Here is a 12,510-nt window from a genome sequence, read left to right as displayed (position 1 = left end):
GGCCTATCGGTCGCACTCGCCGCCGATCATGTTGATCGAGCCGAAGGTGGGCACGATGTCGGCGACCTGGCCGCCGTTCATCATGAGATGCGCCACACCCATGTGTACGAAGCTCGGCGAGCGAACGTGTACCTTGTGCGGCGTGCCGCTGCCGGTGCTGACGAGGTAGAAACCAAGCTCGCCGTTGGGTGCCTCATGCGCGACATAGGCATCGCCGGCCGGCACCACGGGGCCGTCCATGACGAGCTTGAAGTGGTTGATGAGAGATTCGATCTCGGTGTAGACCAGCGGCTTGTCGGGGAAGCTGCAGCGGCGGTCGGCCACGTTGATGGGGCCGGCGCCGGCCTCGGACTGCAGGATCTGCGACAGCTGCCGCATCATGTAGACCGATTCGTCCATCTCGCGCATGCGCACGAAGTAGCGGTCGTAGTTGTCGCCCTTGATGCCCACCGGCACGTCGAAATCGAGCTCGGCGTAGGCCAGGTAAGGCATGTCCTTGCGCAGATCGCAGGCCAGGCCGGTGCTGCGCAGCATGGGGCCGGTGCAGCCGTGGCTCAGCGCCTGGGCCTGGGTGAGGACGCCGACGTCGCGCATGCGGTCGATGAAGATGCGGTTGCGGTCGACCAGGGCGTGGACGCGGCCGATGAAGTCTTCGTATTGCACGAAGATCTCTTCCAGGCGCGCCAGCCAGCCATCGGGCAGGTCGCGCGCCAGGCCGCCGATGCGGCCGTAGGTGTAGGTCACACGCGCACCCGTGAGCGCCGCGAGGTGCTCGTACATGTAGTCGCGGATCATCACCAGGTAGAGGAAGGCGGTCATCGCGCCCAGCTCCATCAGGCCGGCAGCGATGCAGGTGATGTGGTCGACCAGGCGCGAGTACTCGCTCAGCAGCGTGCGCAGGTACTTGCAGCGCGCCGTGATCTGCACGTCCATCAGCTGCTCGACCGCGCCGCAGTAGGCGAAATCGTTGACCAGGGCCGAAACGTAGTTCAGCCGGTCGACGTAGGGGATCAGGTTGTGCCAGGTGTGGTCCTCGCACTCCTTCTCGAAGCCGCGGTGCAGGTAGCCGCAATGCACGTCGCTGCGCAGCACGCGCTCGCCGTCGAGCTCGGCAATGATCTGCACCGTGCCGTGGGTGGCCGGGTGCGAAGGGCCGATGTTGACGATGACGCTGTCATCCTGCAGCGGCGTCGTGAAGATCGAGCGGACGGGGTTGGCGATGGTTGGGGCCACGTCGTCTCCCATCAGTTGCGGTAGGGCACGAGCGGCTGCTCCTGCTGCTTGGGATAGTCCTTGCGCAGCGGGTGGCCGACGAAGCCCTCGTAGAGCAGGATGGGCCGCAGGTCGTCGTTGCCGACGAAGCGGATGCCGTACATGTCGTGGCACTCGCGCTCCATGAAACCGGCCGAGCCGTACAGCGGCACCAGCGAGGCGATCTCGGGTGCGGCCTCTTCGACGCGCGTCTTCAGGCGCACGCGCAGGTGGTGGCGCGTGGAATAGAAGTGGTGTACGACCTCGAAGCGCGGCGCCTGGCCCGGCCAGTCGACCGCGGTGACGTCACTGAACATGTCGAAGCCGAATTCGTCGCGAAGACGCTTGGCGACGACGGGCAGTTCGGCCGGCGTAAGCTGAAGCACGAAGGCGCCATGCACCAGGGTGCCCGCGCCGGCGGTGGGCAGCAGTTGCTGCTGCAGTTGTTCGACGATGCGCTGCGCCACGGTCAGAAGTCCTTGGTGAGGATGGGATGGCGCGAGGTCGCGATCTTTTCCTGCAGCTGCATGATCCCGTCGATCACCATCTCGGGGCGCGGCGGGCAGCCGGGGATGTAGACGTCGACCGGGATCACGCGGTCTATGCCCGGCAGCGCGGCGTAGTTCTGGTAGAAGCCGCCGCTGGTGGCGCAGACGCCGAAGGCCATCACCCACTTGGGTTCGCACATCTGCTCGTACACCTTCAGCAGGATGGGCGCCTGCTTGTGCGTGACCGTGCCCACCACCATCAGCAGATCGGCTTGACGTGGCGAGAAGCGGGGTAAGGCTGCACCGAAGCGGTCGGTGTCGTAGGGGCTGGCGCTCACCGCCATGAACTCCATCGCGCAGCAGGCGGTGACGAAGGGGTAGGGAAAGATCGAGAACTTGCGCGCCCAGCCGATCAGCTCGTCCTTGCGCGTGGTGAGGAACTCGAAGCTGCCGTCCTTGGTGTGGTCGGCGGGAACGATGGGAATGGTGCGTGCGTACATCGAGCGTTACTCCGTCACCATTTCGATCAGCCGTGCCTTGTAGACGTACAGCACGATCAGCACCAGCAGGAACATGAAGACGAGGAAGGTGAACAACATGAAGCCGGTGAGCGGTTGCGCGCCCAGGGCCCAGATGAAGAGGAAGATGGTTTCGAGGTCGAACAGGATGAAGATGATGGCCACCGCGTAGTACTTGATGGGCACCGCCTTCACATTGATGCTGCCCACGGGGGTGGCGCCGCATTCGAAGGGTTCGAGCTTGATCGCGTTGGACACCGGCTTGGGCCCCAGCGCGGCGTTGAGTGCCAGCGTCAGTGCCACGAAGCCGAGGATGGCCAGCAGGTAGATCAGGAAGATCACATAGGCGTTCATGCGCCAGCCCCTTCTCAGTGTTGAGTCCCGCAAGGCGCCCGGACACGCGCGCTGTCGGTGGCTATCGCTGCGGCTTCTGTCTTGCCGGGCCTGGCTGCAAGGCGCAGCGGGCGGGCCCTGGTACGGAAGCGCTTTTGCATCGTGGCCGCAGGCTAAGGGTTAACGGCAGGGCCCCGTTTGCTTAAGATCAATCGGCTCCGCTTGATGCCGGGCCTGGCTTGAGCCAGGGCAAAGGCCACCCAAACGATTCCGCCGGCACGGGGCCGGCGGACTTTGCTTCGGTTCGGGCCGTGGTGCGCGTCGCGAGGCGTTCTAGAAGCGGTAGCTCAGCGAAGCGCGCAGCACCGTAAGGCTGTACTGCGGCGCCTGGGAGCCGAAGCTCAGCAGGTTCTGCACCGTGGCCGGCAGCACGCCGTCGGCATGCCAGTCGCGCATGTCGTAGGTCTCGTACCAGCCGCTGAGCTTGAGCCACAGGTTGTCCTGCAGCTTGACGTTGGCATAGAGCTTGAAGCTGTCCTGCGTCGTGCGTGCCTCGGGGAAGCCGGCCGCCACGATGCCGTTGTCCACCGCCACGCTGGTGCGCGAGCGCGACAGCGAGACATCGGCGCCGATGTCCAGCTTGTCGGCAATCGCCGCGTGCTTGATGCCCAGGCCGAAGGTGGAGAACTGGTCGCGGTTGCGCGCGGCCCAATCAGGTGTCGCGAAGCCCTCGCTGCCGCGCTGGCGCGAGGTGACGGTCTCGCCCTGCACATAGGCGGTGATCTGCGTCTGCTCGCTCAGGGCCACCGCCATGTCCAGCGCGCTGGCGAAGCTGCGTGCCGAGCGCAGGCCCACCAGCGACTGCCCGTAGGCGTCGCTGTTGTAGTCGAGCGTGAGGCCCAGGGTGAGCTTTTCGGTGAGCGCGAAATCGGTGCGCACACCGACGCTGTCGCGCTCGCGTTCGGCGAGGTTGAACTTGCGCAGCAGCGGGTTCTCGGTGCTGCCGAACCAGGTGGCGGTGCCGTAGGTGGAGTGTTCGCGCTTGCCGTGGGCGAGCTTGAAGGCCAGCGTCATGTCGTCGAGCGGGCGCACGCTGGCGCGGCCCCACAGCGTGGTCTCGCGCGTCTGCACCGCCTCGGCGTAGGTGCGCTCGCGGCGGTCGTGGTCGGCGCCGGCGCTGAACTTCCAGCTGCCCGGGCCGCGGTAGTCGGCGCTGAGCTTGAGGCGGTCGAGCGTGAAGCCGAAGGGCGTGTTGCTGCGCGGCGTGGTCACGAAGATGTCGGTGGCCACCTGCGGGTAGGCGCGTACCGCGGTGCGGTTGTCGCGACGATCACGCGACACGCTGGCGTTCAGGCGCAGGCCTTCGACGGGCGCGGCGCTCAGGCGCAGGCTGCCGTTGAAGGTCTCGACCTCGCCGTCCAGCGACGCGGCGGGCAGCGCGCCGGGCGTGAGGCCGGCATTGAGCGTGGGCGCCAGGAAGGCGGCGTCCTGGGTCAGGCGGCCGACGGCGACATCGCCGCTCACCTTGATGGTTGGCGTGATCTCGTAGCCGCCCGAGGCGCTGAGCTGCTGCAGCTTGTTGTCGGGCGCCTGCGCCAGCTGTCCGCGCGTGGCACCCCGCAGCGCCGTGAAGGGGTTGGCGAAGGTCACGGAGTCGATGTCGTTCTTGAATTGCGACAGCTGCCAGGCCACCGTGGCGTGCATGCCGCGGGCGACATAGGCGGCCGAGACCTCGAGCTGGTCGGTGGTGTGGTCCAGCGCCAGCGGCAGCTGGGCCGCGCGGTCGAAGAAGGAGCCGTAGGTGGATTGCGTGCCGTCGCGCACGTCGCGCCGCAGCGTGACGCGGTAGGTGAAGTTGTCGCCGGCCATGAAGCGGCCGTCGAGGTCGAAGCGCTGGCGCTTGGTGGCGATGTCCACCGGCAGCAGGCTGCTGGCCGGCATGCCAGAGGTCGTGCCCGCCGGGTAGCCGAGCGCCGGCAGCGTGAGCACGCTGCCGCCGCTGTAGGGCGAGCGCGCACCGTCCGCCAGGTGGCGTGGCAGTTCGCCATAACCCAGGCGCAGCTGGTAGACGCCTTCCAGGCCGCTGGTGGCCGACAGGCGGCGGCTGTCCAGGCCCAGGTCTTCGGCCGCAAAGCCGGCGTAGTAGCCGCTGCCGCTGCGGTAGTCCAGCGTGCCGCCGAGGACGACGTGCTCGCCCTTGCTCGCGAGGCCGGAGAAATCGCCGAACTTGGCCGAGCTGCCCGACACCGTGCCGGCGCCGACTTCGACCGTGGCGGTCACTCCCTTGGGATAGGGGCAGGTCTCGCACTTCCAGGCCGAGGTGTCGGCCGCGACGGCGGCCGACGACAGGGCGCCCAGGGCGGCGAGTTGGATCAATGAGCTGTAGATCTTCATGGTGGTCGCATCCGTGTTCGGTGGGTAGGGGTGGCGGGCGTCCATTTATTTGGGGCCCGCCGCACCGTTCAGCGCATCAGCTTGGCCCCGGAGGGGTGGTTGGAGCCGTGTACCTGCGAGTGGCAGCTGCTGCAGCTGTTGCCCACCAGGTAGATGGCGCCGGGGCCGCTGCCACCGGGCAGGCCATTGGGGGTGTGTGCGACCGCGGGGTGGCCGGCCGAGCTGTGGCATTGCTGGCACAGCAGCGGTGGGCTCTTGGTGAGCAGGGCATTGCGCACCGAGCCGTGCGGGCTGTGGCACAGCGAGCAGTCTTCGGCCACCGGCGCGTGTTCCCACAACAGCGGGCCGCGCTTCTCGGCGTGGCAGCTGGTGCAGGTCTGGTTGATGGTGGGCTTGGCCAGCATCGAAGGGCCGCCCGAGCCGTGCGGGTTGTGGCAGTCGCTGCAGGCCATGCGGCCTTGGCGCAGCGGGTGGGTCGAGGTCTTCTGGAAGTCGGCGCGCTGCTGCTTGTGGCAGCTGGCGCAGACCTGCGATTCCTTGGCCTTCACCAGCACCGGGTCGCGCTCCTGGTGGACCTTGTGGCAGTCGGTGCAGGCCAGGCCCGCGCGCTCATGGGCGCCAGCGTGCCAGGCGGTGCGCGAAGTGCCGTCGTGGCAGGCCATGCAGGTGGCGTTGCGCTCGGCGAGCGGCATGCTGGAGTCGGCCTTGAAGGTGTTGATGGAGGCCGCCTTCTTGTTCTTGGCGTGGGCCGCGCCAGGGCCGTGGCAGGCCTCGCACTGCAGGCCGCCGGCGCCGAAGGGCGAGCGCTTGTTGCCCGGCTGGGCATGCGGCGTCTTGAAGAGCGCCTTGGCCGAGTAGGTGGCGCTCTCGTCGTCGTGGCACTCGAGGCAGGTGTCGGCGCCTTTGGCGCTGTAGCTGCCGGCCTGCGCCTGCGCCAGTGGCTGCCAGGCCAGTGCGGCCAGCAGCAAGAGCGCACGCATCAGTGGTCTTGTGATGTTCATGGATGTCTGCCTGAGTGACGGGTTGGGATGGCGGGATGAGGCTGGCGGCGGGGCGGGGCGGGCCGCTTCAGCTCTTGGCCTTGGCGGCCGGCTTGCTGGCTGCGCCCTGTGCCGGCTTTGGCGGCTTGAGCGCGCTGACCTGGGCCTTGAGAGAGAGATAGGGGCCGAGCGGCAGCACTTTCTTGCTGACCAGTTCGGTCTTGGTCTTATAGGGCCGGTTGGCGATGATGCGTTCGGCCTCGGCCTTGCCAATGCCGGGCAAGGTCTGCAGTTCCTTGGCGCTGGCGTTGTTCAGGTCAACCACCTTCAGCGGCGCGGCGGGCGCCTTCTTGGCCTTGGCAGCCGGGCTGCCGTGGGGCGAGGTGGGGGCCGAGGCGCCGGGCGCACCGAGCAGAACCTGCTTGGGGGCTTCGGTGGCGGCCAGGGCGGGGGCGGCGATCAGCGCCAGGGCGAGCAGCCCGGCCGCGGCGGCGAGGTGGCGCAACGGAAACTGCCTGTGGATGTCTTGCTGCATGAGCGGGGTCTCTCTGGGATGGTGCCACCGGCCTTGCGGCCGTGGCGGGCCATCGTCGGGGCCGGCCCCACAAAGGGCCGGCCATGATGCAAAAAAGCAACCCGGACGCGTGAACGTGGCCGGGTTGCTGGGCGTGAGGGCAGAGGGCGGCAGGCCGTCCTCCACCTTCATGGGCTGGCTACTTCGAGTGCGAGGCGCTGATGGCTGCAACGCGGCCCGGGCCGTGGCAGACCAGGCAGGTCTCGTTCACTGCCAGCGCCTTGGTCGCCGCTGTCGTTGGCGTCGCCGCCACACCACGCTCGGCGTAGATCGAACCTCCGTTGATGCGGAAGTGCGAGACCGCATCGTTGGAGTCGTGGCAGGCGAAGCAGGCGGTGGCGACCGGCGAGGTCACCAGCGTCGTGTCCACGGCATCGGTGGGCAAGCCGGTGGCACCAGCGACGCTGAAGCCTGCGCCGTAGATCGTACCGACCGTCACATAAGGCGAGTTGGAAATGCTTGCCGCCAGTGCCGACGTGCCCGAGGCCACCGTGCGGTACTGCCTCTTGTCCACCGCCGCCGCTGAAGCGGTGGCGCTGAAGTCGTAGGTGCCTGGCAGGTGGCAGGCCTCGCATTGGTTGAGCACGCCCGGGTAGGTGATGTGCGAGAAGTCTTCGGTCGCCGAAACCGCATGCCAGTTGTAGGGCACGGTGCGCTTGGCGCCGGCATGGATGGCGTGGACGAAGGCGGTGCTGTCGGCCGACCAGCCACTGCTGGCGCGGTTGGGCGTGTGGCACCACGAGCAGGTCGTGCCGTCGTTGCGCTGGCCGCCGTGGAAGGCTTCTTCGGTGAAGGCGCCAAGCTCCTGGTGGCAGGCGTTGCAGCGCTTGTCTTCGACGATGGCGCGGCGGGCGGTGTAGGCGCCAGCGCTTGTGCACGTGCTGTTGGTGGCTGTCGGGCAACCAGCGCTCGCAACCCTCTGCACGTTCGGCGCGACCACGATCAGGCCGCCGGTAATGTTGGGCTGGCCGGCCGTCAGCCCGGCTGCGGTGGAAGCCGCGGTCGGGAAGTCGCTCAGGTTGGTCTGCGTCAGCGGGAACTGGGTGCGCACGCTGTACGAGTAGCCCAGGCCGCCGGTGAGCATCACCGCGTTGTCAGGTACCACGACGCTGGTCAGCGTGGCGGTGTACCAGCCGTTGGCATCGGGGCCGGTCAGCGTGCCGGCACCGGTGCCGTTCCAGAGGCTGCGCAAGAGAGCGGACGCGCTGGCGTTGAAGTCGGCCGGGGTGTCGATGCCGTCCTGCGGTACGGCGAACACGAAGTACACGCTGGGCCCGCCAGCGAAGTTGGGCCAGATCTCCTTCTGGCCGGTGGCCGGGTTCACGGCCGCGGTGGCGAAGTCGCTCAGCGGCGTGACGACGCCGTTCTGCAGCATGCGGAACTGCATCACCGGCCGCTTTGAGGCATTGCGCGTGACGCCGTTGACGGGATTGATCTCGAAGCTGACCTTGATCGCACCGGTCGGCAGGCGCGCGGTGTTGGAGGCGATCCAGGCCGCGTTGGTGTTGGCGTTGGTGCCTTGAGTGGTGCCGGCGAGAAGCGGCAGCAGCGAATTGGCGGGATTCGGCGGCGTGATCGGCAGGTGCGCCAGGTCGGTGTCGACGAAGCCGGGGCTGGAGTTGTGGCAACCGGCGCAGGCCGTGTCGCCCTGACCTTCGGGCTGCGGAGGGTGCACGCCGTTGACCGAGGCGGCTACCGTGCCGGCGGCCTTGGCGGCGGCAGCAGCGGCAATCGTCACACCATTGCCGGTGGTGAAGTTGATGCCGTCGTGGCAGGAGCCGCAGACCAGCCGGCTGGGCTTGGTCTTCCAGTTGTCGCCCTGGGGCGTGCTGGCGGGCACCGCGACGGCCAGCGCGTTCAGCGCCGTGGCACCGGCCGTGCCGTCGTGGCACTTTGTGCAGTTGCGCAGATCCTGCGGGTAGGTCGGGTGGTTGAGCTTGACGCCCGCATAGTCGTAGTTCTGGTGCGTCAGCAGGCTGCTGGCGTGCACCTTGTGGATGAAGTTGGGCAGGTTGCCAATGGCGCGGCCATCGACGACGCGGGTGCCGGCGGCGCTGAAGGTCTTGACGCCGCCGCTGGTGGTGGCGACGGCCTCGACTTGACCGTACTTGCGCTGCTCGGTGTGGCAGACGACGCAGTAGGAGACGTTGTTCCGGCTGCCGCCGTGGAAGCCGGCCGCATTGGCCTCGGCATCACCACCTGGGACGCCGCCGAGCTTGCGGTGGCATTCCTCGCACTTGGCGTTGGCGGCGATTACGCGCGAGGCGTCGGCGGCGGCAACGGCACCGGTGGCGGGCACGAAGTCATAAGTAGCATCGAAGGGCACGCGCATCTGTACAGCGGCAACCGGCGAGGCGGCGGCGGTGCGCGTGTTGGTGCCGGTGCCTGGCGCTGCGCCCGAAAGCTGGATGGTCAGGCGGTGCGTCAGGTCGGCGTTATAGGCCAGGTCGTCAAGGTCGATCCTCCGGTTGTTGCCGGTGAAGGTCATGGCGTTGACCTGCGCCTCGATGGCCTTGATGTCGCGATAGAAGGTGTAGCGATAGCTGCCGTCACCGTTGTCCGCCAGCGTGCCGGTGTTGTCGGTGGTCGGGGTGGTGGCCGTGGCCGCCGTGGTGGTGGTGGGCACCCGGGTGACGATGTAGCTCACCCAGCGGCTGGGGCTGCCATTGGCGGCCGGAATCAGCTTGGCCAGCGAGAAGGCCAGGTTGGGATAGCTCGCGACCGGGGCGTTGCTGGCTTGGCTCGTGTTGCCCAGACCCACCACCGGCTTGCCGAAGCCGTCGGTGACCGTGAAATTGACGATCGGCTTGCCGCCGGTCATGTCCACGCTCGTGACCGCTACCGTGGGTTGCAGTTCGCGCCAGGCCGCGGCGTTCGCGGTGATGGCGGCGACATTGGTCAGCGTGTTGCTGCCGACGGTGGTGCTGCCGGCAGAGCCGCTGCCGGGAGGCGCGGAGGGGCCCGTGGGGCCGGTCGGGCCGGTTGGGCCCGTGGGGCCGGTCGGGCCCGCGGGGCCGGCTGGCCCTGCGTCACCGCTGCCGCCGCAACCCACCAGGGTTGCCGCCATGATGCCGGCGGCGGCGAGCGCCAGCCAGCTACGACTCTTGAACATGCCCATCAACGTCCTCCTCGAGGGGTGGAACCTGTGAAACCCTAAGACCGGGCGGCCCGTGCTTGTCTCCAAACCGCGGGACCCGGCACGCCGAGGGGCTTTCCGCCACGCCGTCTTCCGGGCGCAAGACTTGAAGCCATTCGGTTACGCCGAGTTTAGGAATTGGTTCCTACCGTGCGTTGATGCACATCAGCTTTCACCCTTCTCCGCGCGCTGTGCAGGCGTACACGCTGGCGGTCGTTGCTTTCAGGGCGAAGGGCCGTGCCATGAAAGCACGAAGGCCATGGCCGCGGGCGCGGACATGGCCTTTGTTCGGCTGGCCCGGGCGTGCCGGGCAGGGTGGATCAGTGGGCAGCCAGCACCACGGCGACGATGGCCTTGAGGTCGGCCTCGCTGCCCTTGACGACCTGGTGGTCTTCCTTGCCGCCCGTCTTGAGCATCTCGGCCAGCTTGGCCGGCGCCGCGGCGTCAGCCTTGTACTTGGCGGCCAGCGAAGCGAAGGACGGGCCCTTCTTGGTGGTCTTCTCGGTGTGGCACTTGTTGCATTTTTCCTTGGCGATGAGGTCTTCGCCCGGGCCTGCGATCGCGGCGCCACTGGCGCTGAAGACGAAGGCGGCTGCGACCAGCGCGTGAAGGGACTTCATGGGGTGCTCCTGCAGTCTGTGGGTGGCTTACTTGGACGACAGCACGATGGCGGCGATGGCCTTGATGACGTCGTCGCCGGCCTCGACCTTCTTGTGGTCTTCCTCATCACCGACCTTGCCGCCTTCCTTCAATTGCTTGAAGATCTTGTCGGCCGCACCGGCGTTGCCCTTGTACTTGACCGCGATCGAGGCCCAGGACGGGCCCTTCTTGGTGGTCTTTTCGGTATGGCACTTGTTGCACTTCTCTTTCGCGATGACGTCTTCGGCCGGGCCGGCGTAGGCCGGGGCGGCAAGGGCGGCGGCGGCGAAGGCGGCAGCAAGGGCAAGGGTCAGCTTCATGGTGATGGTTCTCCGATGTGACCTGGCAGGCCAGGGGGCCTCTGTTCAACTGTTGCCGGGGCGGTCTGGTTGACCGCAAGACCGGGCTCGAGGGGCATTCCGGGCAGGTGAGGCGATTCTTTCGGCCCTGCTCAGGCCTTGTCTTGATCCTGGTCAACGGCGCTCCTGGCACCGCTTTCGGCCTTGCCGGCGCGGTGGATGGCCAGGTGGCGCGGCGTCCACGAGTGCGGCACGCGGTACACGAAGTTCGATCGCGCGACGTGGTAGCTGGGGTCGAAGCCGTAGAAGTTGCGCCGCATGCGCGCCAGTTCCTCGTCGGCATAGGCGGCCAGCGGCTTGCGGGCCTCGTCGGCGCGGCGGCGTTCGCGCTTGGCGTGCAGCAAATCGTCCAGGTCGGGCCGCGCCGCCAGCGCTTGCGCGCGTGCCAAGGCCTGGGCCGCGAAGCCGGGTACGCCGTCGCCGAAGGCTTCGTCGATGAGGCCCAGGGCCGCGGCTTCTGGGGCCGCCAGCGGCAGGCGGCGCCCCATGACCTGCGCCGGCGTGCAGCGCAGCGGCCGGCGCGGCAGCAGATAAGTCCAGTACTCCGAGCCGTAGAGATTGCCCATGTTCTTGTAGTGCGGGTTGAGCACGGCACCGCGGCGCGCCCACACCTGATCGGCGGCCAGGGCCATGAAGACGCCGCCGGCGCCGGCATTGCCTTGCAGCGCGGCGATCACCAGCCGGTCCGTGGCTGCTATCAGCGTGCGCGTCAGCTCGTTCATCGCGGTGATGTTGCGCCACGACTCGTCGGCCGGGCTCGCCGCCGCTTCGATGGCGTGCAGGTGGATGCCGTTGCACCAGAAGTCGCCACCGCCCATCAGCAGCAGCACCCGCTCCGGCCGTGCCAACGCATGGCGCAGCGCGGCGGTGAGGCGTTCGCAGCGGGCCGTGCTCAAGGCGCCGTTGTAGAAGGGGAAGTGCAGCGCGAGCACCCCACCGTGGCGCTCGCAGCGGACGTCGCGCCAGCCGGGGCCGGGGTCGTCCAGGGCCAGTGGCCAGTCGGGCAGGGCCGCGAACTCGTCCGCAAATGCAAGCGACACCGGCAGCTTGAAGCCGCGCTCGATATCGAGCCGGCGCGCATGGCCTATCCAGACCGCGCCGTCGGTGGTGACGCGCAGCACGGCCTCGTCGCGGCGGGCGATCAGCATGCCGGGTTCATGGATCGGGCCCGGTGCAGCGCAGGGCTCGGCATGGGCGTCGAAAAGGCGGCACGGGCGGCCGAAGAGCCGGTCTTCGACACCGGGCATGCCGTCGGCTGCCTGGATCTTGCGCAGCACAGTGGCCGTGTCGTCGCGTCGCCAATCGATGAGGCGGTCTTGCTGCTGCATCAGCGGCTGCCAGTGGCCGGCGCCGGCGGGCGTTGGCGCCAGGCCGACCTCGAAGCGCTGCACCGCGGCCAGCACCGCCTGTACCGCGGCCTCGGTGACTTCGCGGCGGTAGAGGCTGGACTTCGTGGCTTCGCGCATCGCGAAGCCGACGCTGGCCCACACCGGGCCGGCGTCCATCTGGGCCTCGGCCTGCAGCACGGTGACGCCCCACGCGGGCAGGCCCCGGTCTATGGCCCAGTCCAGCGCCGAGGGCCCGCGGTCGCCGGCGATGCCGGGGTGGACGACCAGGCAGACGTGGCGCTGCCACAGCGCCTGCGGAATGGCGCGCTGCAGAAAGGGCGCGATCACCAGCTGCGGATCGAAGAGTTCGGCCGCTTCGAGCGTCACGGCATCGGCGATGTCGAGCTCGATGGCGACCGTGTGGCCGGCTGCGCTCAGCTCGAGGTACAGGCGCTGCGCCAGGCCGTTGAAGCTGCGCGTGAGGAAGAGGATGCGCAAGCGGGCCGCCTC

At 68.3% G+C, this 12,510-nt stretch carries 11 protein-coding genes; all 11 read right to left on the bottom strand.

Annotation, left to right across the window (positions count from 1 at the left end; genetic code table 11):
• Nucleotides 1-3: 3 nt before the first annotated feature.
• Entirely contained in the window at nt 4-1,233 is a 1,230-nt protein-coding gene (locus JMV16_RS22895) for an NADH-quinone oxidoreductase subunit D (protein ID WP_201496638.1), read from the bottom strand.
• A gap of 11 nt (nt 1,234-1,244) precedes the next feature.
• Nucleotides 1,245-1,718: an NADH-quinone oxidoreductase subunit C gene (locus JMV16_RS22890; RefSeq protein WP_201496637.1), complete on the bottom strand. Its 474-nt coding sequence runs from the start codon at nt 1,716-1,718 to the stop codon at nt 1,245-1,247.
• Between the two features lie 2 nt (nt 1,719-1,720).
• Nucleotides 1,721-2,239: an NADH-quinone oxidoreductase subunit B gene (locus JMV16_RS22885; RefSeq protein ID WP_201496636.1), complete on the bottom strand. Its 519-nt coding sequence runs from the start codon at nt 2,237-2,239 to the stop codon at nt 1,721-1,723.
• 6 nt (nt 2,240-2,245) lie between these two features.
• Nucleotides 2,246-2,611, bottom strand: a complete 366-nt coding sequence (locus JMV16_RS22880; protein WP_201496635.1) for an NADH-quinone oxidoreductase subunit A — start codon at nt 2,609-2,611, stop codon at nt 2,246-2,248.
• A 312-nt stretch (nt 2,612-2,923) separates the two neighbouring features.
• Nucleotides 2,924-4,984: an MtrB/PioB family decaheme-associated outer membrane protein gene (locus tag JMV16_RS22875; protein WP_201496634.1), complete on the bottom strand. Its 2,061-nt coding sequence runs from the start codon at nt 4,982-4,984 to the stop codon at nt 2,924-2,926.
• A gap of 68 nt (nt 4,985-5,052) precedes the next feature.
• On the bottom strand, nt 5,053-5,985 hold the full coding sequence (locus tag JMV16_RS22870; protein WP_201496633.1) for a DmsE family decaheme c-type cytochrome: 933 nt from the start codon (nt 5,983-5,985) through the stop codon (nt 5,053-5,055).
• Nucleotides 5,986-6,052: 67 nt separating this feature from the next.
• Entirely contained in the window at nt 6,053-6,499 is a 447-nt protein-coding gene (locus JMV16_RS22865) for a ComEA family DNA-binding protein (protein WP_201496632.1), read from the bottom strand.
• A gap of 178 nt (nt 6,500-6,677) precedes the next feature.
• Nucleotides 6,678-9,650: an OmcA/MtrC family decaheme c-type cytochrome gene (locus JMV16_RS22860; RefSeq protein ID WP_201496631.1), complete on the bottom strand. Its 2,973-nt coding sequence runs from the start codon at nt 9,648-9,650 to the stop codon at nt 6,678-6,680.
• A 344-nt stretch (nt 9,651-9,994) separates the two neighbouring features.
• On the bottom strand, nt 9,995-10,294 hold the full coding sequence (locus JMV16_RS22855; RefSeq protein WP_201496630.1) for a cytochrome C: 300 nt from the start codon (nt 10,292-10,294) through the stop codon (nt 9,995-9,997).
• Between the two features lie 27 nt (nt 10,295-10,321).
• Entirely contained in the window at nt 10,322-10,633 is a 312-nt protein-coding gene (locus tag JMV16_RS22850) for a c-type cytochrome (RefSeq protein WP_201496629.1), read from the bottom strand.
• Between the two features lie 131 nt (nt 10,634-10,764).
• On the bottom strand, nt 10,765-12,498 hold the full coding sequence (locus JMV16_RS22845) for a hydrogenase maturation protein (protein ID WP_201496628.1): 1,734 nt from the start codon (nt 12,496-12,498) through the stop codon (nt 10,765-10,767).
• Nucleotides 12,499-12,510: the final 12 nt, after the last annotated feature.

This window comes from Rubrivivax sp. A210 (assembly GCF_904426505.1).
Taxonomy (GTDB): domain Bacteria; phylum Pseudomonadota; class Gammaproteobacteria; order Burkholderiales; family Burkholderiaceae_C; genus Rubrivivax.
This window is presented reverse-complemented; position numbering and strand designations above follow the sequence as displayed.

Excerpts from the sequence above, each read along its gene's own strand:
- JMV16_RS22885 (WP_201496636.1), bottom strand. The coding sequence starts at position 2,239 with ATGTACGCACGCACCATTCCCATCGTTCCCGCCGACCACACCAAGGAC.
- JMV16_RS22880 (WP_201496635.1), bottom strand. The coding sequence starts at position 2,611 with ATGAACGCCTATGTGATCTTCCTGATCTACCTGCTGGCCATCCTCGGC.
- JMV16_RS22875 (WP_201496634.1), bottom strand. The coding sequence starts at position 4,984 with ATGAAGATCTACAGCTCATTGATCCAACTCGCCGCCCTGGGCGCCCTG.
- JMV16_RS22870 (WP_201496633.1), bottom strand. The coding sequence starts at position 5,985 with ATGAACATCACAAGACCACTGATGCGTGCGCTCTTGCTGCTGGCCGCA.
- JMV16_RS22865 (WP_201496632.1), bottom strand. The coding sequence starts at position 6,499 with ATGCAGCAAGACATCCACAGGCAGTTTCCGTTGCGCCACCTCGCCGCC.
- JMV16_RS22860 (WP_201496631.1), bottom strand. The coding sequence starts at position 9,650 with ATGTTCAAGAGTCGTAGCTGGCTGGCGCTCGCCGCCGCCGGCATCATG.
- JMV16_RS22855 (WP_201496630.1), bottom strand. The coding sequence starts at position 10,294 with ATGAAGTCCCTTCACGCGCTGGTCGCAGCCGCCTTCGTCTTCAGCGCC.
- JMV16_RS22850 (WP_201496629.1), bottom strand. The coding sequence starts at position 10,633 with ATGAAGCTGACCCTTGCCCTTGCTGCCGCCTTCGCCGCCGCCGCCCTT.